This is a genomic window from Subtercola boreus, assembly GCF_003399635.1.
GTDB classification, from domain to species: Bacteria; Actinomycetota; Actinomycetes; order Actinomycetales; family Microbacteriaceae; genus Subtercola; species Subtercola boreus_B.
Genome location: NZ_NBXB01000029.1, coordinates 228,756 through 251,461 on the forward strand (window position 1 = coordinate 228,756; position 22,706 = coordinate 251,461).

Consider the following 22,706-nt stretch of genomic DNA (forward strand, 5'->3'; position numbering starts at 1 on the left):
GTGGGAGCGCTGGCGAGGCGATCAGGGAGTGCCGGATGACGATGGCCATGCTGGGGCTGCAGGCGACAGGTGTCGAGGTGTTCACCCGCAAAGAGATTGCCCAGCATTTAGCTGAGCCTAAACCGCACCGGCATCCCTAGGATGGTGGGCATGCGAGCACCACTGTCGGTCATCCGTTTCCTGTCTGTCGTCGGCCTCGCTGTCGGGCTGGCATTGGGCGGCGTGTTCGGTGTCCCAGCTTCTGCCAGCGCAACCGAACCCGTCGACCTCGGCGGCAATCGGGTGATCGACTCGGCCGGCGTGCTTTCCGCAACCGACGTCACCGCCATCACCGACGCCGCCGAGAAGTTGTATGCCGACAGCGGCATAGACCTGTTCGTGGCCTACGTGAGCACCTTCGAGAACCCGACGAGTGCCGAGGATTGGGCCAACCAGACTGCGTCAGCGAACAACCTCGGGCCCACGGACTACGTGCTCGCTGTGGCCGTCGACGGCCGCGCCTACTACCTCTCGGGAGACAGCTCGGGCCCCGTCAGTGGCTCCCAGCTCTCGACGATCGAGAGCTCGCAGGTCGAGCCGCAGCTGAAGAACGGCAACTGGGCGGGGGCCGCCGAAGCCGCAGCTGTGGGGCTCGGCGACGCCGCGGCGGGCGGTACCGGTGGTTCCGGATCGGGTGGTTCGGGCTCGTCTTCATCGTCGCCCGGAGTGAGCGGTGGAACGATCGGCGCCATCGTCATCGTGCTCGTGCTGATCCTCGTCATCGTCGGCGGCATCATCGTGATCGTGTTCGTGCGCGCCTCGCGCCGCAACCGGCTCGCCGCCGGCGGCTCTGCCCCGACCGACGGCCACGCGGCATCCGGTGGGCCTCCCGACCCGCTGGTCGCCATGCCGATCCTCGAACTCCAACGGGAGGCCGGAAGCATGCTCGTGCAGACGGACGACGCGGTGCAGACCAGCACCGATGAACTCGGCTTCGCCGTCGCGCAGTACGGGGACGAAGCGGCCGCACCGTTCCAGAAGGCCCTGGGCGAGGCGACGGCGGGGCTGAACCAGGCGTTCCAGCTGAAGCAGCGGCTCGACGACGCCGAGCCCGACTCCGATGCAGAGATCCGACAGTGGAACGCCGAGATCGTACGTCTCTGCACCGAGGCGAACCGGGTGCTCGACGAACAGGCTGCTGACTTCGATGAGCTTCGGGAACTCGAGAAGAACATCCCGGCGGGGGTCGCCGCTGGCCGAGCCGCCTCAGCCGAGGTGGAGTCTCGCGTGCAGGCGGCCGCATCGGCCATCGTGGCCCTCGGTGCGTCATACAACCCGAGCGCCTTCTCGACCGTCGTCGACAACCCGGCGCAGGCCACCGAGCGACTGACCTTTGCGCGTTCCGCGCTCGACGAAGCGGAGACCGAGCAGGCCGCGGACACCAGCGAGGCCGCCGTGGGAGTCCGCGCTGCGGAGGAGGCCGTCGACCAGGCGATCCTGCTGCTCGACGCTGTGGACCGTGTCACGACCGATCTCGCGTCAGCCCGCGGCCAACTCGATTCGCAGCTCACCAACCTGCAGCAAGACGTGGCCGACGCCCACGCCGTCGCAGCAGCGGGAGACCCCCAGGGTGCCATCGCGGCTGCCGCCGAGCGCACGACGACTGTGATCGCCGAAGTACAGGCCCAGCTCGCCGGGCCGATCGACCCGGCCGCTGTGGCCCAGCGGCTCGAGCTGGCGAACCGCGACATCGACGGTGTGCTCGGGGCGGTGCGGAGCCAGCAGGCCACCGAGCAGCGGGCAGCCTCCACGTTCGCCCAGACGCTCCAGTCGGCCCGGAGCCGGGTGTCCGCGGCCAACGACTACATCACGGCGCGGCGGGGCGGGGTCGGTGCCGAGGCGCGGACGCGGCTGGCCGAGGCAACCCGGTTGGTGGCACGCGCCGAAGAGCTGTCGACCACCGACACTGTCGGCGCCCTGGCCGCTGCACAGCGTGCCGATGGCCTGGCTGCGCAGGCGATCGAGTCGGCCCAGCGCGACGTCGGCGAGTTCGCGACCGGATACGGCGACGGCTCGGGTGCCCCTGCCGGGGCCGGCGGCGGACTGTTCGGCGCGGGCAGCGGCGGTAGCGGTGGCGGAAACGGGATGCTCGGGGCCATGCTCGGCGGCATCGTTATCAACTCCGTGCTCGGCGGAGGTCGGGGCGGAGGCGGCCTGTTCGGCGGAGGCGGAGGCCGGCGGGACGACGATGATGACGATGGCTTCGGAGGCCTCTTCGGAGGCGGCAGCGGAGGCGGAGGCGGCTTCTTCGGCGGCGGCGGGAGTAGCAGCAGCAGCGGGGGCAGCCGCAGCCGCAGCGGGGGCGGCTCCTTCGGCGGCCGGAGTGCCGGCAGCTTCGGCGGCGGCGGAACCCGTTCCCGTCGCGGCGGCGGGCGCTTCTGAGCTTTATGCCATCCACACGCTCCTCTCGACTGGCACCCAGCACCACCGTTCGACTTTCACCCAGACCCTCCTGACAGACCAACCGGCAGCACCACACGAAAAGAGAAGGAATCATGTCAAAACAGTCCATCTTCGGCCGCATTGCGCAACTCACCAAGGCGAACATCAACGCGCTGCTCGACTCCGCTGAAGATCCGGAGAAGATGCTCGACCAGATGGTGCGCGACTACACGAGCAGCATCGCCGACGCCGAGAGCGCCATCGCCGAGACCATCGGCAACCTCCGTCTGGCCGAGGACGACCACCGCGAAGACATCGAGGCCGCGGCGAGCTGGGGCGCGAAGGCCCTCGCGGCGAGCCGCAAGGCAGACGAGTACCGGGCGGCGGGCGGGGAGGGCACCGCCGCAGATGCTGACCGCTTCGATTCGCTGGCGAAGGTCGCCCTGCAGCGACAGATCCAGTCCGAGAAGGAGGCGACCGACGCCGAACCGCAGATCGCGTCGCAGACCGAGATCGTCGACAAGCTGAAGACCGGCCTCACCACGATGAAGCAGAAGCTCGACCAGCTGAAATCGAAGCGCAGCGAACTCGTCGCCCGCTCGAAGAGCGCCGCCGCCCAGGCCCAGGTGCTCGACGCGGTGAAGAGCGTCGACATCCTCGACCCCACCAGTGAGGTGAGCCGCTTCGAGGACAAGATCCGCCGAGAGGAGGCGAAGGTGCGGGGTGCGAGTGAGCTCGCAGCATCCAGCCTCGACTCGCAGTTCGACCAACTCGACGACCTCGGCGAGCTGACCGAGGTGGATGCCCGGTTCGCCGCCCTCAAGGCGGGCGGGTCATCCACCCCCTCGATCACGCCGTAGAGACGCCGAAGCCTGCCTCGCGCCAGGCCGTGGTACCGCCGGCGATGTTCGTCGCGTCGACGCCCTGGCCGGCGAGGTACTGCGTCGCGCGGGCGCTCCGACCGCCGAGTTCGCAGATGACGTAGACCGGCCCCTCGGGCAGTTCCTGCCCCTGGAGCTGGCCGAGGGGGATGTTCACGGCGCCGGGAACGTGCCCGCTGGCGAATTCGTCGGGCTCGCGCACATCGATGATGGCTGGCGCAGAGACGGCGGCCAGCTCGGAGACAGTGATCTCGTTCATGCCTCCATCATCTCAGCCCGGTGCGCGTCGCGGCCATCGGGGCTGGGGGTTTGCTGAACGGCTTCCTACCAGAGTCACGCCCGGAAAAGCGAGGGGTGCCGGGGTCTCGGCCGCCGACGTAACGTCGAAGAGTCGGAACTGCCGACACCGAAGGAGTCATCCGAAATGCCACAGGTCATCGAAACCGTCGACGTCAACGTCCCCGTCTCGGTCGCGTACAACCAATGGACGCAGTTCGAGGAGTTCCCGAAGTTCCTCGATGAGGTCGAATCGATCAAGCAGGAGACCGCGACCCTCACGGTCTGGACGGTCAAGGTCGGCCCGGTCGAGAAGACATTCGAAGCCAACATCACCGAGCAGCACCCCGACGAGCGTGTCGCCTGGAACAGCACGGGCGGCGAGGTCGACCACGCCGGCGTCGTCACCTTCCACAAGCTGAGCGACGACGAGACGCGCGTCACCGTGCAGCTCGACTGGGAGCCGCAGGGACTGCTCGAGAAGCTGGGCGGCGCTCTCGGCGCCGACAACCACGCCGTCAAGAAGGACCTGAAGAACTTCAAGGAGTACATCGAGGAGAAGGGTTCGGAAGACGGCGCCTGGCGCGGCGACGTCTCCGCGTAAACTTCTCCCCATGGAACCCCGGCAGCCCTCACGGTCGCCGGGGTTCTTCCCATTCTGGCCCCTTCTGGCGCGGCTGGTCGGTGCCACCCTGCTGGCGGCCGGGGTCACGACGATCTGGGAGTCCCGCCTCGCCTCGCACACCGACATCTACCTCAGCGAGATGGGGGCGTCGGATGCTCCCACCCCGTTGCTCTTCAACTCGGCCCTTCTCGCCATTGCGCTCGGCGGGTGTCTCGTCGCGATCGGACGGTCGGGCATCCGCTCGGGCGTGCGCTGGCTCGGGGCGTGGAGCATCTCGGCGACCCTGGTCTTCGCCTGCCTCTCGATCGCGCTGGCCTCACGCGTGACCTGCTCGCCGGGCTGCCCAGTGCCGTTCACGAGCGGATCCACGGTGGCGGATTTCGTCCACACCCTCGCCGCGACGCTCGGTTTCGCCGCCGTCGGGCTGGCGATCATCCAGGCCGCCTACGCGCACAGCCTCCGCCCGCTGTTCGCGGTGTCGATCGCGAGCGGCACACTGATCATCCTGGCCTCCGGTGTCGGCGGCCTGCTGTCGGTCTTCCGGTTCCGTGCGGATCTGGGCGGCTGGCTGGAACTCGCGGCCGCGACCGTCGCGCTGCTCTGGGTGATCGTGTTCGCGCTGGCGCGGATCGCGCCGCCGCCCGCCCCGCCCGCCCCGGCCGCTCTGGCCGCTCTGGCCGCTCCACGGGCACTTATTCAGGCAGAGAGCCCCGCCATGGATGCCTCGTCGACCGCGACGCACCTGTCCTGAATTGCGGCCGGCGCCGGGTTCTGCCGCCTGGCCTTCCGGGTCGCGGCGGCAGCGGGCCGCGGCATCAGCGGCCGGTCCACTCCAGCAGGCGTTCCACCGGCCACGTCGTGATGATCCGCTCGGCCGGCACGCCGTTCGCCGCCGCACGTTCGATCCCGTAGTCGAGCAGGGCGAGCTGGCCCGGCGCATGCGCATCCGAGTCGATGCTGAAAAGGCAGCCCGCTGCGAGCGCTGTGGCGATGAGGTCGTCGGGCGGATCCTGTCGCTCGGGCCGCGCGTTGATCTCGACCGCGACGTCGTTCTCTGCGCAGGCGGCGAACACCCGTTCGGCGTCGAACTCCGACGGCGGCCGGGTGCCGCGCGAACCCTCCACGAGGCGTCCGGTGCAGTGGCCGAGGATGCTGGTGCGCGGGTGGTTGACGGCCCCGAGCATCCGTTCGGTCATCGTCGCCCGGTCGGCCCTGAGGTGCGAATGGATGCTCGCCACCACCACATCGAGCCGGTCGAGCAGCTCGGGCGTCTGATCGAGGCTTCCGTCGTCGAGGATGTCGACCTCGATACCTGTCAACAGGCGGAGCGCCGGCGCGTCGTGGTCGAGTTCGGCGACCACCTCCAGCTGCTCGGTGAGGCGTTCGGCGGTCAGCCCGTGGGCGACCGTGAGGTTCGGCGAGTGGTCGGTGAGCGCGAGGTACTCGCGGCCGAGGCCGACGGCTCCGTCGATCATCAGCGGGATGGGTGTGGTGCCGTCGGACCAGTCGCTGTGCGAGTGGAGGTCGCCGCGGATCTGGGCGGCGAGCGCCCGCCCTCCGTCGGTCAGCGGGCTTGACTCCTCGGCGCGGAGCTTCGCGAGCCGCCCAGGGACGTCGCCGTCGAGGGCCTGCCGGATGACCTCGAACGTGCTCGCGCCGATCCCCTTCGTCGCCTTGAGCCGGCCGTCGCGTGCCCGCGCCGCCAGCTCGTCCGGGATCCAGGCGCCGATCGTCGCCGCCGCCTTCCGGAACGCCTGCACCTTGAACTGCGGCGCCCGGTCGCGTTCGAGGTGGAAGGCGATCTCGGAGAGGGCGGCAACGGGGTCCATTCCTCCATTGTGCGCCCACAGGCTGCAGCGCCCTCGCACCTCCACAACCGACTTTCGCGAGGCGTTCGGCCACACGGACATCCGTCCGTCGGGCTGACGCCGCCGAACGGACACGATTTCCGGCATCCGCCGCAAGTATGAGCGCGGATGCCCGAAGCCGTGTCCGTTCCCGGCGGGCAGGGGGACAGGGCGGATGGGAGGGGCGGGGATCAAAGGTCGGCGGGCACTTGTCGGCGGGCAGGGGGGCGCGGGGCGGCTGGCGCGGTTCGTCCGCGTCGGGGCGGCCGCAGCCGACGACGGCGTGGTCGTCGATACCGGCACGTACACGGTGGATGCCGCGGCCACCGCCGCGCTCCGCGCCGACCTCTTCCCCTCCCCCCGGCTACCACTTCAGCGGCCCCGCGCTCAGCCAGACCGGCGGGCACGGCGATCCGCGACCCGGCGACCTCGACCTCCGCTTCCACGGCGGGCACATGAACGAGATCGTCGACGGAGTGGATGCCCTGCGGGTGGCCGTGCGCCGCCGGTTCCACTCCGGAGCCACGCCATCACGGTGATCACCTCCGGCGGGGTCGCGTCGCTGACCGACCCGATCCGGGTGCCGCAGTACTCGGCCGAGGAGCTGCTGGCCGTCTCCGACGAGGCGAGACGCCGCCGAAGTTCCGTGGCCGCCCATGCGTACTCACCTGAGGCGATCATCCACTTGGTGGCCAACGGCATCCGCTCGATCGAGCACGGAAACCTGCTGAACGAGCAGGCTGCGGCCCTGATGGCCTCGCACGGCGCATTCCGCGTGCCGACGCTCGCCGCCTACGACGCGATGAACCGGCGCGGCAACGAGGTGAACCTGAACCCGGTGTCGCGGGCGGGGAACGTCGAGGTTCTGGATGCCGGCCAGCCCGCTCGCCCGCTCGCGTCTACACGCCTCGCGGCTAGTCCAGAGGATCGATTGGGGAGTTTCGGTCGCTCAGACGCGCCCATACCGACCGAGACTCCCTACTCGACCGAGCGCGGGTGGGTGGGTTCGGGCGACGGGCGGGGCGGGGGGCTTCGGGCGACGGGCGGGGTGGGTGGGTTCGGGGGACGGGCGGGGCGGGTGGGGGACGGGCGGGAGCTGCGCGGCAGACAGGTCAGGCGCCGGAGGCCAGCTCGCGCGAGCGGGCCACCGCGGCATCCGTCGCGCGGGCGAAGAGCTCTTCGAGACCACCCTCCGACAGCACGCGGATCGCCTGTTCGGTCGTGCCCTTCGGGCTGGTCACGCGGCGGCGGAGCTCCGCGGGATCCTCCCCCGTGTGCTCGAGCAGCGCCGCCGCACCGATGAACGTGCCGTTCACGAGGGTCGCCGCCTGCTCGGGCGTGAAGCCCTTGGCGACAGCCGCCGCGGTGAGCTGTTCGACGAGGTAGAAGAAGTACGCGGGGCCCGATCCGGAGATCGAACTGACCGCGTCGATCTCGTCTTCGGGCACCTGGACCACGTCGCCCACCAGCTCGAAGAGCGCCCTGACGAGGGCGAACTGTTCGTCGCTCGTGCGCTGCCCCTGCGCGAGCCCCGTGACGCCCTTTCCGATCAGCGAGGGGGTGTTCGGCATCGCCCGCACGACCGCGACCGACGACGGCAGGGCGCGCTCGAACACGTCCAGGGTGACGCCCGCGGCGAGGCTCACGACGATGGCGTCGGGCGAGAGCGACGGCGCGATCTCGGCGAGGAGGTCGGTCACCATGTACGGCTTCACTCCGACGATGACGATGCGGGCATCCGTCACCGCCACCAGGTTCGCCCGGGGGTCGGTCTCGGTGCTGGAGACGGTGAGATCCGGATGCGACAGAACCGTCTCGGCCCGCGACACCGACCGCGTGGTGGCCCTGATGCCGCCCTCGACCGTGACGCCTGGCCGCAGCAGGCCGGCCAGCACGGCCTGGCCCATGGAGCCGGCCCCCAGCAGGGCGGTGGTGGGAAAGGTGGATTCGACAGTCACTGCGGGGTGCTCATTTCGTAGGGAGGGATGCTTCGGGCGCTTCTTCGGCACGGCAGGCCCACCAGCCGAGCACGTGGCCGATGTGGGCGTGCAGGAGCTTCTCGGCGGCCTCGGAATCACCCGCGACGAGCAGGTCGAGCAGCTCGTGGTGCTCCACCGCAGACAGTTCGAGTTCGCGGGTGCCCTTCAGCTCGGCCAGGCCCACCATGCGGGTCTGGCTGCGGAGCTCCGCCACAAGGCCCACGAGACGCCGATTGCCGGTCAGGGCGATCAGTTCGAGATGGAAACGCGAGTCGGCGGCCAGGTAGGCCGCGAAGTCGGCCGCGGCGGCCGAGCGGATGATCTGCTCGGCCATCTCACGGAATTCCGCCAGTCGCTCGTTCGGGAACGCTTCCGCGGCGATCCGCATCGCCGGCACCTCGAGCCAGCGCCGCACCTGCACGATCTCGCGGAGATCCTCCTCGCCCAGAGAGGTGATCCGGAAACCCTTGTTGCGAACGGACTCGACGAAGCCGCGCTTCTGGAGGTCGAGCATCGCTTCACGCACCGGGGTGGCCGAGACGCCGAACTGGCTGGCGAGATCGGGGACCGACACGACCCTGCCCGGTTCGAGCTCTCCGGAGATGATCGCGACGGAGAGTGCCCGTTCCACTTCGGCACGGAGACTCGATGACTGCGGGATGCTGCGGATCGAAGAGCTCTCGTTCATCTCGGCATCATCTCCTGTGACCGGGTAGGCTGGCGCGCTTGGCGCCGGGTCGTATATGGCACACTACTGCCCGAACAGGCGCGCGACGCGGCTCAATAGAATGCAATTGGAGGCAATGGCGCAACCGTCGGCGTAGAGAGGGAAAGATAGAGCTATGACCGAGGACGAATCGACCGAGACCGCCGCCGAGACCGCCGCAGATCCGACTACCGACGCCGCCGCTGATGCCGCGGCAGAACCCGCCGCCGAGATCACCTTCGACGGCGAGCTCTACCCCGCGCGCCCGGCCCGACTCCGGCCCCGGGCGAACCTGCGGGCCAGCCGCATCCAGCGTTCGTTCTCCGATCCGCGCTCCGCCGACGCGTCGAACGTCTCCTACGTCGAATGGCTGATCCGGCAGTCGATGCTCCGCGACGCCCAGGTGCTCTCGCGCGGTCTGTCCGGCCAGCCGAGCATGTGGCGAAACCCCTACGCGAAGCCGGATGCCCGGCGCGCCATCCGCACCGCGTCCGTCTGGTTCACCGCCTACCCCATCTCGCTCATCACCGAACCGGGCGTCTCCTACCTCGGCGCCCTCGGCGACGAGCGGCTCTGGGCTGCTTTCGAGACCATCGGCATCTCGGCCGTGCACACGGGCCCGGTGAAGCGTGCAGGCGGCATCACGGGCTGGAGCACGACGGCCAGCGTCGATGGCCACTTCGACCGCATCTCCACCCAGATCGACCCCGCCTTCGGGTCGGAAGACGAGTTCCGCATCCTCTCGGATGTCGCCGACCACCACGGTGGCAGCGTCATCGACGACATCGTGCCCGGCCACACCGGCAAGGGCGCCGACTTCCGCCTCGCCGAGATGGCCTACAAGGACTACCCCGGCATCTACCACATGGTCGAGATCCCGGAGGAGAGCTGGGGCCTCTTGCCCGAGGTGCCCGCGGGCCGGGACTCGGTGAACCTCAACAAGGAGACCGAGCACCAACTCGCCGAGCAGGGCTTCATCATCGGCGAACTGCAGCGCGTGATCTTCTACTCCCCCGGCCAGAAGGACACCAACTGGAGTGCAACCGGCCCGGTGCTCGGCGTCGACGGCATCACGCGTCGCTGGGTCTACCTGCACTACTTCAAGCAGGGCCAGCCCTCGATCAACTGGCTCGACCCCACCTTCGCCGGCATGCGCCTCGTGATCGGCGACGCCCTGCACTCCCTCGGCGACCTCGGTTCGAGCGCGCTCCGCCTCGATGCCAACGGCTTCCTCGGTGTGGAGAAGAGCGCCTCCGGCAGCCCGGCCTGGTCGGAGGGCCACCCGCTCTCCGAGGCGGCCAACCACCTGATCGCGGGCATGGTACGGAAGGTCGGTGGCTTCAGCTTCCAGGAGCTGAACCTCACGATCGAGGACATCCGCGACACCGGCCGCGTCGGCGCAGACCTGTCGTACGACTTCATCAACCGGCCTGCCTACCAGCACGCGCTGGCGATGGGAGACACCGAGTTCCTGCGGCTGACGCTCCGCACCTCCCTGAGCCTCGGCGTCGAACCCGTCAGCCTCGTGCACGCCCTGCAGAACCACGACGAGCTCACCTACGAGCTGCTGCACTGGGAGACCCTGCACCGCACCGACCTGTACGCATTCCGCGACGTGGAGATCACCGGCGGCCAGCTCGCCGAGACCGTGCGCGCCGACCTCGTGGCGAAGCTCACCGGCGAAGCCGCCGACTACAACATGGTCTTCACCACCAACGGCATCGCCTGCACCACCGCGTCGGTCATCGCCGCGACGCAGGGCCACACCACGCTGGCGTCGATCACCGAGACGGATGTGGAGAGCATTCGTGCCGCCCACCTCTGCCTGGTGCGCTTCAACGCCTGGCAGCCCGGCGTGTTCGCCCTCTCCGCCTGGGACCTGCTCGGCATGCTGCCGGTGCCCGCGTCCGAGGTGCGCGACCTGATCGCCGACGGCGACACCCGCTGGATCGAGCGCGGCGCCCACGACCTGATGAACGTCTTCCCCGAGGCCACCGCCTCGAGTTCGGGCATGCCCCGGGGCCGGTCGCTCTACGGATCGCTGCCCGAGCAACTCGAGACGCCCGGGTCGTTCGCGCTGTCGGTGCGGCAGATCCTCGATCTCCGCTCCTCGTACGGACTCGACATCGCCAGCCAGGTCGACATCCCGGATGTCGCCCACCCCGGCATGCTCGTCATGGTGCACCGCCTCGACGAGGGCGACGCCACGGTCGAGGATCCGCGCCTGCAGATCACCGTGCTGAACTTCACCGGCGAGCCGATCGAGGGCACCGTGCGCTCCGACGCGCTGGTCGCCCGCCGCGCCGTGGTCGACGCCACGACCCACGAGGAGACGGGGCGGGTGGATGATCTGCAGAGCTTCTCCGTGAGCCTGCCGCCTTACGGCGGCCTGTTCCTCATCATCGAGCCGGAGGTCGACGCCGCTTCGTGAGTCGCGCCGGGGCTATCGCGGTGACCTCACGAGTGTGATGCTGAGGGCATGGAAGAAGTTCTGTGCCTGGTCGAGGGCTGCACGAGCGTACCCGACGACGAGTTGACCCTCGATTCGAAGGGCCTCCGACTCGTGTTCGCGGCCTGCTCGGAGCACGCCCAGGACATCCGCTGGGGCGCCGTGCTCCCGCCGTCGACGGAGCTCGCCGGCCGGGGACTGATCGGTCTGGCTTGAACCCGGTGGGCCCCGCAGCGCCCGGCCGGAACCGATCCCGGCAGCGCCCGGCTTGCGCAGGTCGTCAGAACCGGTTCGCACCGAGATAGTAGAGCCGCAGCGCCAGCGCCAGTCCCACCTGGCCCCCGGCGGATCTCGCATCGAAATCGAGCTGTTGGCTCAGCTCGGCCACCCGCGACTGCATGGTCGAGTGATGTACACCCGACGCGGCGGCCGCCGCCCGGATACTCTCGGCCCGAACGATGAATTCGAGGTGCGGGAGGTTCCGCCGCCAGAACGGCAAGGCCGAGCCCCTGACGGGTCGGGCTGCTGGTCGGGGCTGCAGGAGGGATTGCGTTCGTGGGCATGCCGTCGCGCACGATCGACGCCCGCACCCGCCCGACGGGTGTGACCACCACCGTGGCTCCTCCACGCGCGACTGAACCTGGTTCGCCCGCAGGTGCTGCCGCCATCAGCAGCTCACCGACGTCGACCCTCAGCCTGCGTGCTGCTGTCGCGCGCGCCTCGGGACTCTCGGCCGGATCGATCAGGATCTCCAGGTTCCGACGGGCGATTGCAACCGGGTGGGTGCGTTCGAGCGAGATCCGCAGCCTGAACGAGAGGCGCTCGAGAACCTGCTCATCGTTGGCGCGGGCGTCGCCGGTGCGCTCGATCCACGCGAACCACCCCTCGCCGATCGCACGGGATGCCCACCGACCCGACTCCGCACTGACGGGTTCCCGCGAACAAATGCCCGCCCCGTCGACACGCATCACCGTCTCGTCGGCGGCGAACCCGACCGCGCATCCCGTCAGAACGCTCGCCGCACGCAGCAGCGCCTCGGCCGTCGCGTGCCCCTCCACGAGAGCGTCAAAGTAGGAGATGACGCGCAGGCTCTCGCTCCCCACCGGATCGAGGGCGGTGATCCGCCCGATGAGGGGCACGATCATCCGGAACCCCGAACAGTCAGGCACCGAGGATGCGCCGCACCTAACGGGTCCCGTTCTCTGCAACGGCGCTCGACAGCGCGGCTGTCGGTGCCATCAGCCTGACCCGAACGAAGAACGAGACCGACTTCTGCGGCGCACCGGATGCACGGAACGGCGGTCAGCGACATGGATCGACAGCTCGGCCTCCCTGCTGGGCTCCACACCACCGACGCCAACGCGCTGGTGCACATCCTCGCCGCACAGGATGCCGGCGCGCCGCTCACCCGGACCCAGCTCAGTCATCGCGTCGGGCTCACCGGGCGACATCCTCACTGCTCAACCGGCTCGAAGAAGCGGACACATCCGTCGTGCGCGCGACAGTGCCGACCGCCGCATCGCCACACTGCACTCGACCAAGGGTGTCGAGGAGCTGATCGATGGATTCTTCAAGCGCTCGCCGAGCGCCTCGGTTCGGTCATGGATCACCACTCCCCCGAAGTCCTCGCGGAATTCGAGCGCTTCCTCAGCGACGTCGCCGACACGATGGGTGACTACCTGGCCGAGAAGGCCGCCGCGTCGAACTGAGCCGGCTTCAGCGGGTGCGCGGACTCCGCGGCACCCGCAGTCGCAGCCGCACCACGCGGTACCCGATCCCGACCACCAGCACACCGGCACCCACGAACACCGCCGGCAGCGGAAGCGTCGCCACCAGCGCGAGGCAGCCCAGCACGCCGAGCACATGCAGAGCGCGCGGATAGCGCCGATGAGCCGGCTCCTGCGTGAAGGCGGCGGCGTTCGCCACCACGTAGTAGAGCAGCACACCGAACGACGAGAATCCGATCGCGGCCCGCAGATCGACGCTCACGACCAGCACGCAGACCACCACAGCAAGCGCGATCTCAGCGTGCTGCGGCACCTGGCGTCTCGGATGCACGGCCGCAAGCCAGCCGGGCAGGTCGCCCTGCCGGGCCATCGCGAGGCTCGTGCGACCGATTCCCGCGATCAGCGCCAGTAGCGCCCCGAGCGCTGCGGCGGCAGCGCCGACACGCACGAGCGGCGCTGCCCAGCTCCATCCTCCCGCCACGACGACATCGGTCAGCGGTGCGGTGCTCGCGGCGAGCCGCTCCGGGCCGAGCACGGTCAGCACCGTCACCGCGAGCACGCCGTACACCACGAACGTCGCCGCCAGCGCGATCAGGATGGCGCGCGGGATCGTGCGGGCAGGGTCCTTCACCTCCTCCCCCATCGTCGCGATCCGTGCGTAGCCCGCGAAGGCGAAGAAGAGGAGCCCGCCGGACTGCAGGATGCCGTACCACCCGTGCTCGAGGAGGTCGGGTCGGGCATCCGGCACCGCCAGCCCTCCCCCCGTCGCCGCCGAGATCACGACGACAGCAAGCACCAACAGCACGAATGCCACGATCACGCGCGTCAGTGCTGCCGTCCGTGTCACACCGAACAGGTTGACCGAGGCGAGCGCCAGCACGGCGAACACAGCGACGGGCTTCTCCCAGCCGGGCGGCGAGGCGTAGGCGGCGAACGTCAGGGCCATCGCCGCGCAGCTGGCCGTCTTGCCGACCACGAAGCTCCAGCCCGCCAGGAACCCCGGCCACGCCCCCAGTCGCTCCCGCCCGTAGATGTAGGTGCCGCCCGACGTCGGGTACTCCGCAGCGAGCTGCGCCGACGACGACGCGTTGCAGAAGGCGACGATCCCGGCGATCAGCAGTCCGACGAGCAGCCCCGCTCCCGCAGCAGCCGACGCCGGGGCGAAGGCTGCGAAGACGCCGGCCCCGATCATCGAACCGAGGCCGATGCTCACCGCGTCGACGGTGCCGAGCCTTCTCGCGAGAGCCAGGGGCGCGGTCATCCCTCCACTATCACCCGCAGAGATGAACAATCGGTGACGAAGTGGACTCAGCCGGCGATATCGGCGTCGTCGATGGAACGACCGAGATAGGCGCGCCGAGTTTCATGGGCCCGGGGGCCAGCGAATTGTGCTCCATGACGGCCACGTCCCTAGCAACTCGCAGGTTCTGGGCGCGCCACACGGCCAAGTGCAAGGACAACGTCGGCCCAGATGTCATTTCACGCCACATTGGGCCGACATTGCCTCACATCAGAATGTTCTCGGTCAGACGAGTACGAGGTTGAGAGCCTCGGACGGTGCCCGGTAACGGTCGGCAATCTGCTCCACTGCAACGAGGACGTCCATCGACGGGGTCACTCTGCCCGCCAGATAGGAGTTCAGCCGCGGCCGTGACGTACCGAGCTCGCGGGCCAACTTGGCCTGCGTCATGCGCGTCCCCCGGTACGCCTCCCGAAGACGCTCGAGAGCCAGCTCAGCCGGCGTCGCGGTTGCTCGGGAAAGAGCCAACTCGAGAAGACCCACAGTCGATCGCGACTCGGCGGCCTCGGTCGCCTCATCGAAAACCGGTCGGAGCTCTGGATCCGTGGCGACTGCGTCGACGAGCTTTCGCCAGTCGTGGGCGTACCCTCGGTCGATGGCGGCGAGCATACCCTCGAAGCCCCATGCGGACACGGGGTCGTCCGGGGTGGCTTCGATGTTGCGGAATCGTAGCGGCATGGCTGCGCTCTTTTCAGATGAGATGTCCGGCAAGCCGCCGGCATTCGGCGATGACATCGTCCCACTTCTGCCACCGAGCTATAAGCCCTTTGTAGGTGGGGAGATCGCGGATGCGGGACTGGTCTTTGGGAGACGGGTCGTACAGCTGTCGTGCGAGCTGCGCCTGGACAGGGCGGTCGTCGGGGTGGGTGTCATCACTGTAATAATCATCGATTCTCGACAGCACGATACCGATCCGCTTTGTCCCGAATCGGTCGGACAGAGCGGCCACATCGAGGTAGTCGCGCATCTGATTTCGCTTGACGATGAGATAACCCTTGATCCGAGCAATCTCATGGAGGGTTGGAACAGTCACTTTAGCGCCGGAACGGAGGGTGACCTGATGCACCTCGAGGGGACGTTTTCGAATGAGCTGGCGTACGCCGGCTTCGATTCCGCCCAGCTCGCCGAGGATGATCTTTCCCGGCGTCGCGCGGTTGAGAACGAATTCGCTGTCACGATCCAGTGAGTCCAGAACAAGGTCGAATCGGTCTTGAAGATCCGTGAGGACGTGGTCGTGGTCGGTGGACATTCGATGGTGCGCAGAGAACGCCGCAGCAGTCCCGCCGACCAGCACAGCATCGGGCACCAGCTCCTGAAGCCGGGCCGCTGACGCCAGAACGTTCGGGCAGACAAAAGAACCACGCGGTACCCCCAGAGGGACTCGAACCCTCACTGGGACGATTTTAAGTCGTCTGCCTCTGCCAATTGGGCTATGGGGGCGACCCGGAGGTTACTCTTTCGAGACCGCTCCACCGACCGGCACCGGAGCGCCAGCGGGGCCTGGTGTGCCGGCACCCGCAGCCGCAGCTGCGGGTGCGACAGATACGGCGGCGGGAGCCGCCGGGCGGGGGCGAGAGGCGAACTCCTCGAAGGCTGCTCGCGGGTGCACGCGGGCCTCGAGCGACGCGATGTCGCGACCGAGAACGACGTTGAACGCCCAGTTGCCGATGACGCGGATCTTGCGCTCCCAGCTGGGCATGGCCAGACCGTGGTATCCACGGTGCATGACCCAGGCGGGGAAACCGGTGATGCCGATCTTGCCCGACTGGAAAGCACCGACGCCGATACCGAGGCCGGCCACGGCGCCGGCATTCTTGTGGAAGTAGTCCTTCACGTCTTCACCGCGGAGCTCGGAGACGAGGTTCTTCGCGAGCTGCTTGCCCTGGCGCACAGCGTGCTGGGCGTTCGGCACGCAGAAACCGCCGACGCCACCACCGGTGAGGTCGGGCACCGCTGCGACGTCGCCGGCACCCCACGCGTCGGCGACGATGCCGTCGTCGTTGATGACGCGGAGGTCGGCCTGCACGCGGAGACGCCCGCGCTCCTCGATGGGGAGGTCGGTGTTCTTCAGCATCGGGCTGGCCATGACGCCAGCGGTCCAGACAATCGTGTCCGACTCGAAGCTCTCGCCGGTCGACAGCTCGACCACGCCACCGACAGCGGACTTCAGCTGGGTGTCGAGGTGGATCTGGGCGCCGCGCTCGGCGAGGTTCTTGATGACCCAACCCGCGGTCTTCAGCGAGACCTCGGGCATGATGCGGCCCATCGCCTCGATGAGGTGGAAGTGCGTGTCCTCGAAGGCGAGCTCGGGGTAGCTGTCGAGAAGGGCGCTGGCGAACGAGCGCATCTCGGCGAAGATCTCGATACCGGCGAAGCCGCCGCCGACCACCACGAAAGTGAGGAGACGGTCGCGCTCGGGGCCCTCGGGCAGCTGAGAGGCCTTGTCGAAGTTGGTGAGGATCCGGTCGCGGATGGCGACGGCCTCCTCGATGGTCTTGAGTCCGATGGCCTCGTCGGCAACGCCCGGGATCGGGAACGTGCGGGAGACGGATCCGGCGGTGACGACGATGATGTCGTACTCGAGGTCGTAGTCCTCACCGATGTTCGGGTGGATCGTGACCATCTTCTCGGCGTGCGTGATCTTCTCGACCTTGCCGGCGATGATCGTCGTCTTCTTGAGGTGACGACGGAGCGAGACGACCGCGTGGCGGGGCTCGATCGAACCGGAGGCGATCTCGGGAAGGAACGGCTGGTACGTCATGTAGGGCAACGGGTCGACCACGGTGACATCGGCCTCGCCGCTCCGCAGCCACTTCTCGAGCTTCCAAGCGGTGTAGAAACCGGCGTAGCCGCCGCCGACGATCAAGATTTTCGGCACAGTAAAAGGTTCTCCTCGGTCAGGTACAAGCCATCAGGCTACTACCTCCGCACCACGAGCCCGGAACGGGTTGCCCCACCGGTGTGCCACGGAGTTGTTCAATGGCCCGCACTGGCCGCAGTTACAGGATACTCCTTGCACTCGCAAACGCGTGGCGACCAGTCGCCCTGTTCGAGGGCAATGTCCCCGATCGGGTTCACCCCGGGGCCCGCAGCGAGCGAGTGGGCGGCGAGAGCGTGCAGGCACTTGACCCGCACGGGCATCCCGCCGGCGGAGATTCCGGCGATCTCGTCGACGACCGCGATGCTCTCCCGGTCGGCGAGATACTGCGCGTGGGCGGCCCGGTAGGCCTCGCCGACGGTTTCGTCGATGGAGACCAGCTCCTGCAGTGCAGGCATGATCTGCGCGGCCTCGAGGTCGGACATCGCCGCCGTCGCGGCCGGATGACTCAGGTAGTACATCGTCGGGAACGGTGTTCCATCATCCAGCCGCGGGGCGGTGGCAACGACAGTCGGCGCACCGCAGACGCAGCGTGCGGCGATGCCGAGCACGTTGCGCGCGGGGCGGCCGAGCTGGTTCGAGACGGTCAGGATGTCGAGCTCGCTGGCGGGCTCGAACGGGGGTGTGGTCATTTGGTCGTTCCGTCGGGGGTGGCCGCACCGGTCGGCGCGATGCCGAGTTGGTCGGGCGTCTGGGTGCCGAGCCCCGCGGTCATGCCCGACACGAACAGGGAGGCGATCCAGTCGCTCTCGGTGGCCTGGATGTTGCTCGAGATGGGCAGCGCAGAGGTGGCCGCGTCGGCCCCCGTATCATTCAGCACGAGGAAGCTGGTCTCGCCGGGAGACACATAGTAGAGCCGGTCGCGAGCCTGGGCGCGGATGTAGGCCGGGTCGCTCCAGCGCGCGACATCCGTCGACAGACTGGAGTTCTCGGCCTGGGCGGCCGCGAGGTTCTGTTGCAAGTCGGAGATCTGCTGGCGCTGCTCGATGAAGATGCGGGCACCGGGGGCGACGATCACCACGAACAGCACCAGCACGATGAGCATCAGCACGGTGAAACCGGAGAACCGGATGCTGCGGAGCCAGTTGGTGGGAGCCGCCGCCATAGAGCGACGGTCGGCCGAGCGCGGAGCCCTGCCGACCGTCGATCTCATGGAATTCCTTACGTGCAGCTCTGTCAGGCGGTGAAGCGGGGGAACGCGGTACGGCCCGCGTAGACAGCCGCCTCGGCGAGCTCCTCTTCGATCCTCAGAAGCTGATTGTACTTGGCGACTCGCTCGCTGCGGGCAGGCGCACCGGTCTTGATCTGACCCGAGTTCGTGGCGACGGCGAGGTCGGCGATCGTCGTGTCCTCGGTCTCACCTGAGCGGTGCGACATCATCGTGGTGTAGCCCGAACGCTGCGCCAGCGAGACCGCATCGAGCGTCTCGGTGAGCGTACCGATCTGGTTGACCTTGACGAGCATCGAGTTACCGGCGCCGAGCGAGATGCCCTTGGCCAGGCGAACCGGATTGGTCACGAACAGGTCGTCGCCGACGATCTGCACCTTGCTGCCGATCGACGAGGTGAGGTGCTGGTAGCCCTCCCAGTCGTCTTCTTCGAGCGGGTCTTCGATCGAGATCAGAGGGTAGTTGGCCAGCAGGTTCTCGAAGTAGCTGCTCAGCTCGACCGACGACGTGGCCTTGCCCTCGAACTGGTAGGCGCCGTCGCGGTAGAACTCGCTCGCCGCGACATCCATCGCCAGGGCGATGTCGGCGCCGGGGGTGAAGCCCGCCGCCGTGATTGCTTCCAGGATGAGGTCGAGCGCCGCGGCGTTCGAGGAGAGGTTCGGCGCGAAGCCGCCCTCGTCGCCGAGGCCGGTCGACAGGCCCTTCTTCGACATCAGCGACTTGAGAGCGTGGTAGGTCTCGACACCCCAGCGGAGCGCTTCGGAGAACGTTTCGGCGCCGATCGGCGCGATCATGAACTCCTGGATGTCGACGTTCGAGTCGGCGTGCGAACCACCGTTGATGATGTTCATCATCGGAACGGGCAGAACGTGGGCGTTCGGGCCGCCGACGTAGCGGAAGAGCGGCAGGTCGGCCGAGTCGGCCGCTGCACGGGCCACGGCGAGCGAGACGCCGAGGATCGAGTTCGCGCCGAGGCGGCTCTTGTTCTCGGTGCCGTCGAGCGCGATCATCGCACCGTCGACGAGGCGCTGGTCGCTGGCGTCGAAGCCTTCGAGCGCCGGGCCGAGCTCGTCGATCACGGCGTCGACGGCCTTCAGCACGCCCTTGCCGAGGTAGCGGCTCTTGTCGCCGTCGCGCAGTTCATAGGCCTCGAAGGCACCGGTGGAGGCGCCGGACGGGACGGCTGCGCGGGAAACCACGCCGTCGTCGAGCAGAACCTCGACCTCGATGGTCGGGTTGCCGCGCGAATCGAGGATCTCGCGAGCGCCTACGGCTTCGATCAATGCCACTGGATTGTCTCCTTATGAGTTCTGTGACGGATGTCGCGGCAGGCGAGCATCCGGTGGCCTCAGTCTACCGATCTACTCCTCGCCGACGCTCAGCGCCTGCGCCTCCTCGAACTCGGACTCCTCGCCGCCGGCGTCGACCCGGCGGAGGGTCTTCCGGCCGATCACCACGAACAGTGCCGCCACGATGACAGAGCCGGCGGCTGCATACATCGGGAACCCGGGGCTGACGGCCACAGCCAGTGCAGCAGCGGCGGGCGGGGCGATGGCGCCGCCGAGAAACCGCACCGCGGAGTATGCCGACGACGCGACGGTGCGCGGCAGGTCGGTCGCCATCATCACGGATTCGGTGAGAACCGTGTTGATGATTCCGAGCATCAGGCCGCCGACGACGATGCAGACGATGAGGCCGACTGTGGACGAGATGAGCAGACCGCCCGCGACGAGGTCGAGCGCCAAGAGCACCAACGCACCAGTCATGGCGGTGGTGCGCTTCATCCGCCGGGTCAGGAGAGGCGCGACGAACACCGACGTCACCGCGACCCCGATCCCCCAGCCGAAGAACGTGAAGCCGAGGCCGATCGCGTTCAGGCCGAGCGGGAAGGGCGTATAGGCGAGCAGGGTGAAGAAGCCCATGTTGTAGAACAGCGCGGTGAAGGCGAGCAGGCGGATGCTCGGATTGGCCAAGGCGCGAAGCGGCGCACTCAGCCGGGTCGGCTCCCGGTCGGCCTTCTCGTCCTTCTTCAGCAGCACCACGATCGCGACGAAGCCGACGGCCATGAGCACAGCGGTTCCGAAGAACGGTCCGCGCCAGCTGATCGAGCCGAGCAGCCCGCCGAGGAGGGGTCCGATCGCGATACCGAGGCCGAGGGCGGCTTCGTAGAGAACGATCGCACTGGATGCGCCCCCGCTGGCCGCACCGACGATCGTCGCGAGCGCTGTCGAGATGAAGAACGCGTTGCCGAGGCCCCAACCGCCGCGGAAGCCGATGACGGCTTCGACGCTGCCCGCCGAACCGGCGAGGGCTGCGAACACCACGATCAGCGCGAGGCCGATGAGGAGGGTCTTCTTGGCACCGATGCGGCTCGACACGAAGCTCGTGATGAGCATCGCGAGGCCGGTGATGACCAGGTAGCTCGTGAAGAGAAGCGAGGTCTGCGTCGGGCTCGCCTGGAGCGCCTCGGCGATGGCCGGCAGGATCGGGTCGACCAGGCCGATGCCCATGAATGCGATGACGCTCGCGAAGGCGACGGCCCAGACGGCTTTCGGCTGGTGCAGGATGGATGCCCCACCGCCGCTGTGGCCGTGGCCGTGGCCGGCAGTGTGCTGGGTGGACGGGACGTTCTTCGTGGTCGTCACCTCAGGCCGCCTGCTCCTGCACGTCGATGCGGTCGCCGATCAGGTCGGTGGCCTCTGAGAGCACCCCGAGTTCCCGCACGGTCAGGTCGGAGAAGAGGGGCTCGAGCGCGAGGCCCAGCCGGTAGCGCCAGTCGTTCAGCGCGTTCTGCCCCTTCGGGGCGATGGCGATCTGCCAGGCACGGGCGTCGGAGGAATCAGCGATCCGCTTGATCCACTCGAGCTCGTTGAGGTTGGCGACGATCTTCGTCATGGTGGGCTGGCTGACCCTGTTGGCGACGGCCAGTTCGCCGAGGCGCAGGGGGCCGGAGGAGGTCAGCACGCTGAGCGTCCGCCAGGCCGCCGGCGAGGTGGAGTCTCCCGTGGCCTGGGCCGCAAGACGGGTGAGACGGTGGGTGACGGATACGAGGTCGCCCAGAAGTTCGGAAAGTTCGCTGTTCACGTACCTAATTGTATAGCCGAACTATATGTAGATCAAACGCTCACTTCAGATCGCCTTGACCTCGAGGTCGGCCTCGGCGTGGGTGTCGGGCCCGACGAACGCGAACGAGGTGAAGCCGGCCGCCGCGGCGCGCTCGAGCTGCGCCTTGGTGTTCTTCGTGCGCCGTTCGAGCCGCACGCGGGTTCCCGAGGCGATCAGCTGCGTCTTCAACCCGACCAGCTGGGCCGGTGTCGCGGATGCCTCGTGCAGGAGCAGCAGGGCATCCGGAGCTCCGACAACCGACGCCTCGAGCAGGTCGACGATGCGCTCGAACCCGATCGAGAACCCGCAGGCGGCGACATCCGTGCCGAGGAACCGGCCGATCATGCCGTCGTAACGGCCCCCGCCGCCGAGAGAGAACGGGAAGTCGGGGTGAGCGATCTCGAAGATCGTGCCTGTGTAGTAGCCCATGCCGCGCACAAGGAACGGGTCGAACTGCAGATGCGCCTTGTCGACAACCTCGGCGAGCGCCGCCAGTTCGGCGATGAGTTCAGGGTCGACCCCGGCAGGCAGGACCTTCGTGATCGCGCGCACGCCGAACGGATTGAACTCCTTCGTCGTGATGCGGTGGAAGAACGCATCGAGCGCATCGACAGCAGCCGGGGTCACGGCGCGCTCCCGCAGCTCGGCGACCACGCCGTCCTGGCCGACCTTGTCGAGTTTGTCGACGGTGATCAACACCTGTGGATGTTCGGCGGGAGCGAATCCGAAGACGTCGAGCATCGCCGTGAGCAGGCGGCGGTCGTTGATGCGGATCGTGCAGCCCTCGAGCCCCAGCTCGTCGAGCGTGGCGAGCGTCGCCGTGATGATCTCGGCCTCGGCAAGCTGGCCCGGCTCGCCGATGATGTCGATGTCGCACTGCACGAACTGGCGGTAGCGCCCCTTCTGCGGGCGCTCGGCACGCCAGACCGGCGCGATCTGGATGGACCGGAACACGCTCGGCAGTTCACCACGGTGACTGGCGTAGAACCGGGCGAGCGGAACGGTCAGGTCGAAGCGCAGGCCCAGGTCGGCGAGGAACTCGGGCGCCTCGAACTCGACAGCCTCCTGGAGGTCGGTCGTGGTGAGCGCGCGCTTCATCACGCTGAAGCTCAGTTTCTCGTTGTCGCCGCCGAGGCCGGAGTGCAGGCGCTCGATGTCCTCCATCACGGGCGTCTCGATCTCGTCGAACCCATGGGCAGTGTAGGAGCGGCGGATGATGCCGAGCGCGCGCTCCCTGGTCGCCTTCTCTGCCGGGAGGAAGTCGCGCATACCGCGGGGCGGGGTGATTGCCTGTGCCATGCCCCAATTCTGCCAGTCGCGCGGATGCGGGCGCGCCGGGTCTCC

24 protein-coding genes, 1 tRNA gene and 1 pseudogene are annotated in these 22,706 nt (G+C 68.4%); 10 read left to right on the forward strand and 16 right to left on the reverse strand.

Annotation, left to right across the window (positions count from 1 at the left end; translation table 11 throughout):
* The first annotated feature begins 150 nt into the window (after positions 1 to 150).
* On the forward strand, positions 151 to 2,421 hold the full coding sequence (locus tag B7R22_RS20090) for a TPM domain-containing protein (protein WP_172582311.1): 2,271 nt from the start codon (positions 151 to 153) through the stop codon (positions 2,419 to 2,421).
* A 113-nt stretch (positions 2,422 to 2,534) separates the two neighbouring features.
* Entirely contained in the window at positions 2,535 to 3,281 is a 747-nt protein-coding gene (locus B7R22_RS10995; protein ID WP_116411773.1) for a PspA/IM30 family protein, read from the forward strand.
* Here the strand turns inward: B7R22_RS10995 and B7R22_RS11000 are convergent.
* Positions 3,271 to 3,561, reverse strand: a complete 291-nt coding sequence (locus B7R22_RS11000; RefSeq protein ID WP_116411774.1) for a rhodanese-like domain-containing protein — start codon at positions 3,559 to 3,561, stop codon at positions 3,271 to 3,273. The two genes, B7R22_RS10995 and B7R22_RS11000, sit on opposite strands and share 11 nt — an antisense overlap.
* 165 nt (positions 3,562 to 3,726) lie before the next feature.
* Between B7R22_RS11000 and B7R22_RS11005 the strand changes: the two genes are divergently transcribed.
* Both B7R22_RS11005 and B7R22_RS11010 read left to right on the forward strand, forming a co-directional pair.
* Complete coding sequence (locus tag B7R22_RS11005) at positions 3,727 to 4,182, forward strand: SRPBCC family protein (RefSeq protein ID WP_116411775.1); 456 nt, start codon at positions 3,727 to 3,729, stop codon at positions 4,180 to 4,182.
* A gap of 10 nt (positions 4,183 to 4,192) precedes the next feature.
* A complete protein-coding gene (locus tag B7R22_RS11010; protein WP_116411776.1) occupies positions 4,193 to 4,954 on the forward strand; it encodes a DUF998 domain-containing protein in 762 nt (253 codons plus the stop codon).
* 64 nt (positions 4,955 to 5,018) lie between these two features.
* On the opposite strand, the gene B7R22_RS11015 is transcribed toward B7R22_RS11010, so the two are convergent.
* Positions 5,019 to 6,032 (reverse strand): PHP domain-containing protein, encoded by a 1,014-nt coding sequence (locus B7R22_RS11015; RefSeq protein ID WP_116411777.1) that lies wholly within the window; start codon positions 6,030 to 6,032, stop codon positions 5,019 to 5,021.
* 332 nt (positions 6,033 to 6,364) lie between these two features.
* Here B7R22_RS11015 and B7R22_RS19820 point away from each other — a divergent pair, with 332 nt between their 5' ends.
* Positions 6,365 to 6,589 (forward strand): hypothetical protein, encoded by a 225-nt coding sequence (locus B7R22_RS19820; RefSeq protein ID WP_253259019.1) that lies wholly within the window; start codon positions 6,365 to 6,367, stop codon positions 6,587 to 6,589.
* Positions 6,590 to 6,630: 41 nt separating this feature from the next.
* Positions 6,631 to 6,828: pseudogene (locus B7R22_RS19825) on the forward strand (amidohydrolase family protein); the annotation flags it as partial.
* A gap of 334 nt (positions 6,829 to 7,162) precedes the next feature.
* Here B7R22_RS19825 and proC read toward each other — a convergent pair.
* Both proC and B7R22_RS11030 read right to left on the reverse strand, forming a co-directional pair.
* The gene (proC, locus tag B7R22_RS11025; protein ID WP_301182612.1) at positions 7,163 to 8,008 is read right to left on the reverse strand and encodes a pyrroline-5-carboxylate reductase; all 846 of its coding nucleotides are present in this window, start codon (positions 8,006 to 8,008) and stop codon (positions 7,163 to 7,165) included.
* Positions 8,009 to 8,018: 10 nt separating this feature from the next.
* Complete coding sequence (locus B7R22_RS11030; RefSeq protein ID WP_116411778.1) at positions 8,019 to 8,717, reverse strand: GntR family transcriptional regulator; 699 nt, start codon at positions 8,715 to 8,717, stop codon at positions 8,019 to 8,021.
* A gap of 154 nt (positions 8,718 to 8,871) precedes the next feature.
* On the opposite strand from B7R22_RS11030, the gene treS reads away from it, so the two are divergent.
* Positions 8,872 to 11,166: a maltose alpha-D-glucosyltransferase gene (treS, locus tag B7R22_RS11035; RefSeq protein WP_116411779.1), complete on the forward strand. Its 2,295-nt coding sequence runs from the start codon at positions 8,872 to 8,874 to the stop codon at positions 11,164 to 11,166.
* Positions 11,167 to 11,214: 48 nt separating this feature from the next.
* Complete coding sequence (locus B7R22_RS11040; RefSeq protein WP_116411780.1) at positions 11,215 to 11,400, forward strand: hypothetical protein; 186 nt, start codon at positions 11,215 to 11,217, stop codon at positions 11,398 to 11,400.
* A gap of 64 nt (positions 11,401 to 11,464) precedes the next feature.
* Here B7R22_RS11040 and B7R22_RS19200 read toward each other — a convergent pair whose 3' ends face one another.
* Positions 11,465 to 11,683: a helix-turn-helix domain-containing protein gene (locus B7R22_RS19200; RefSeq protein ID WP_172582313.1), complete on the reverse strand. Its 219-nt coding sequence runs from the start codon at positions 11,681 to 11,683 to the stop codon at positions 11,465 to 11,467.
* Positions 11,684 to 11,739: 56 nt separating this feature from the next.
* Between B7R22_RS19200 and B7R22_RS18815 the strand changes: the two genes are divergently transcribed.
* Positions 11,740 to 12,258: a hypothetical protein gene (locus B7R22_RS18815; RefSeq protein ID WP_147305358.1), complete on the forward strand. Its 519-nt coding sequence runs from the start codon at positions 11,740 to 11,742 to the stop codon at positions 12,256 to 12,258.
* Between the two features lie 236 nt (positions 12,259 to 12,494).
* Entirely contained in the window at positions 12,495 to 12,893 is a 399-nt protein-coding gene (locus B7R22_RS18820) for a hypothetical protein (protein ID WP_147305359.1), read from the forward strand.
* 7 nt (positions 12,894 to 12,900) lie between these two features.
* Here B7R22_RS18820 and B7R22_RS11055 read toward each other — a convergent pair whose 3' ends face one another.
* From B7R22_RS11055 to hisS, 11 genes are all read right to left on the reverse strand, one after another.
* Positions 12,901 to 14,172, reverse strand: coding sequence for an APC family permease (locus tag B7R22_RS11055; protein WP_116411783.1), 1,272 nt, complete (start codon positions 14,170 to 14,172; stop codon positions 12,901 to 12,903).
* 264 nt (positions 14,173 to 14,436) lie between these two features.
* Positions 14,437 to 14,946: a helix-turn-helix domain-containing protein gene (locus B7R22_RS11060; RefSeq protein ID WP_147305360.1), complete on the reverse strand. Its 510-nt coding sequence runs from the start codon at positions 14,944 to 14,946 to the stop codon at positions 14,437 to 14,439.
* Positions 14,903 to 15,604, reverse strand: coding sequence for a hypothetical protein (locus B7R22_RS11065; protein WP_116411785.1), 702 nt, complete (start codon positions 15,602 to 15,604; stop codon positions 14,903 to 14,905). The genes B7R22_RS11060 and B7R22_RS11065 overlap by 44 nt, the downstream gene beginning before the upstream one ends.
* Positions 15,578 to 15,651, reverse strand: a tRNA-Leu gene (locus tag B7R22_RS11070). Before B7R22_RS11070 ends, B7R22_RS11065 begins: the two co-directional genes overlap by 27 nt.
* A gap of 10 nt (positions 15,652 to 15,661) precedes the next feature.
* Positions 15,662 to 17,089, reverse strand: coding sequence for an NAD(P)/FAD-dependent oxidoreductase (locus tag B7R22_RS11075; protein WP_116411786.1), 1,428 nt, complete (start codon positions 17,087 to 17,089; stop codon positions 15,662 to 15,664).
* 98 nt (positions 17,090 to 17,187) lie between these two features.
* Positions 17,188 to 17,721, reverse strand: a complete 534-nt coding sequence (locus B7R22_RS11080; RefSeq protein ID WP_116411787.1) for a DUF501 domain-containing protein — start codon at positions 17,719 to 17,721, stop codon at positions 17,188 to 17,190.
* Positions 17,718 to 18,242 (reverse strand): FtsB family cell division protein, encoded by a 525-nt coding sequence (locus tag B7R22_RS11085; RefSeq protein ID WP_253259020.1) that lies wholly within the window; start codon positions 18,240 to 18,242, stop codon positions 17,718 to 17,720. Before B7R22_RS11085 ends, B7R22_RS11080 begins: the two co-directional genes overlap by 4 nt.
* A gap of 23 nt (positions 18,243 to 18,265) precedes the next feature.
* Positions 18,266 to 19,546 carry a phosphopyruvate hydratase gene (gene eno, locus B7R22_RS11090; protein ID WP_116411789.1) on the reverse strand — a complete coding sequence of 427 codons (1,281 nt, stop codon included), beginning with the start codon at positions 19,544 to 19,546 and terminating at the stop codon, positions 18,266 to 18,268.
* Positions 19,547 to 19,618: 72 nt separating this feature from the next.
* The gene (locus B7R22_RS11095) at positions 19,619 to 20,824 is read right to left on the reverse strand and encodes an MFS transporter (RefSeq protein ID WP_253259034.1); all 1,206 of its coding nucleotides are present in this window, start codon (positions 20,822 to 20,824) and stop codon (positions 19,619 to 19,621) included.
* A gap of 79 nt (positions 20,825 to 20,903) precedes the next feature.
* A complete protein-coding gene (locus tag B7R22_RS11100) occupies positions 20,904 to 21,341 on the reverse strand; it encodes a MarR family winged helix-turn-helix transcriptional regulator (protein WP_116411791.1) in 438 nt (145 codons plus the stop codon).
* A gap of 45 nt (positions 21,342 to 21,386) precedes the next feature.
* On the reverse strand, positions 21,387 to 22,661 hold the full coding sequence (gene hisS / locus B7R22_RS11105) for a histidine--tRNA ligase (RefSeq protein WP_116411792.1): 1,275 nt from the start codon (positions 22,659 to 22,661) through the stop codon (positions 21,387 to 21,389).
* Between the last annotated feature and the right edge of the window lie 45 nt (positions 22,662 to 22,706).

What these genes read in the sequence shown, in the direction of transcription:
- B7R22_RS20090 (WP_172582311.1), top strand. Translation starts at nt 151, where the DNA reads ATGCGAGCACCACTGTCGGTCATCCGTTTCCTGTCTGTCGTCGGCCTC.
- B7R22_RS10995 (WP_116411773.1), top strand. Translation starts at nt 2,535, where the DNA reads ATGTCAAAACAGTCCATCTTCGGCCGCATTGCGCAACTCACCAAGGCG.
- B7R22_RS11000 (WP_116411774.1), bottom strand. Translation starts at nt 3,561, where the DNA reads ATGAACGAGATCACTGTCTCCGAGCTGGCCGCCGTCTCTGCGCCAGCC.
- B7R22_RS11005 (WP_116411775.1), top strand. Translation starts at nt 3,727, where the DNA reads ATGCCACAGGTCATCGAAACCGTCGACGTCAACGTCCCCGTCTCGGTC.
- B7R22_RS11010 (WP_116411776.1), top strand. Translation starts at nt 4,193, where the DNA reads ATGGAACCCCGGCAGCCCTCACGGTCGCCGGGGTTCTTCCCATTCTGG.
- B7R22_RS11015 (WP_116411777.1), bottom strand. Translation starts at nt 6,032, where the DNA reads ATGGACCCCGTTGCCGCCCTCTCCGAGATCGCCTTCCACCTCGAACGC.
- B7R22_RS19820 (WP_253259019.1), top strand. Translation starts at nt 6,365, where the DNA reads ATGCCGCGGCCACCGCCGCGCTCCGCGCCGACCTCTTCCCCTCCCCCC.
- B7R22_RS11030 (WP_116411778.1), bottom strand. Translation starts at nt 8,717, where the DNA reads ATGAACGAGAGCTCTTCGATCCGCAGCATCCCGCAGTCATCGAGTCTC.
- treS (WP_116411779.1), top strand. Translation starts at nt 8,872, where the DNA reads ATGACCGAGGACGAATCGACCGAGACCGCCGCCGAGACCGCCGCAGAT.
- B7R22_RS11040 (WP_116411780.1), top strand. Translation starts at nt 11,215, where the DNA reads ATGGAAGAAGTTCTGTGCCTGGTCGAGGGCTGCACGAGCGTACCCGAC.
- B7R22_RS18820 (WP_147305359.1), top strand. Translation starts at nt 12,495, where the DNA reads ATGGATCGACAGCTCGGCCTCCCTGCTGGGCTCCACACCACCGACGCC.
- B7R22_RS11055 (WP_116411783.1), bottom strand. Translation starts at nt 14,172, where the DNA reads ATGACCGCGCCCCTGGCTCTCGCGAGAAGGCTCGGCACCGTCGACGCG.
- B7R22_RS11060 (WP_147305360.1), bottom strand. Translation starts at nt 14,946, where the DNA reads ATGTCATCGCCGAATGCCGGCGGCTTGCCGGACATCTCATCTGAAAAG.
- B7R22_RS11080 (WP_116411787.1), bottom strand. Translation starts at nt 17,721, where the DNA reads ATGACCACACCCCCGTTCGAGCCCGCCAGCGAGCTCGACATCCTGACC.
- B7R22_RS11085 (WP_253259020.1), bottom strand. Translation starts at nt 18,242, where the DNA reads ATGAGATCGACGGTCGGCAGGGCTCCGCGCTCGGCCGACCGTCGCTCT.
- hisS (WP_116411792.1), bottom strand. Translation starts at nt 22,661, where the DNA reads ATGGCACAGGCAATCACCCCGCCCCGCGGTATGCGCGACTTCCTCCCG.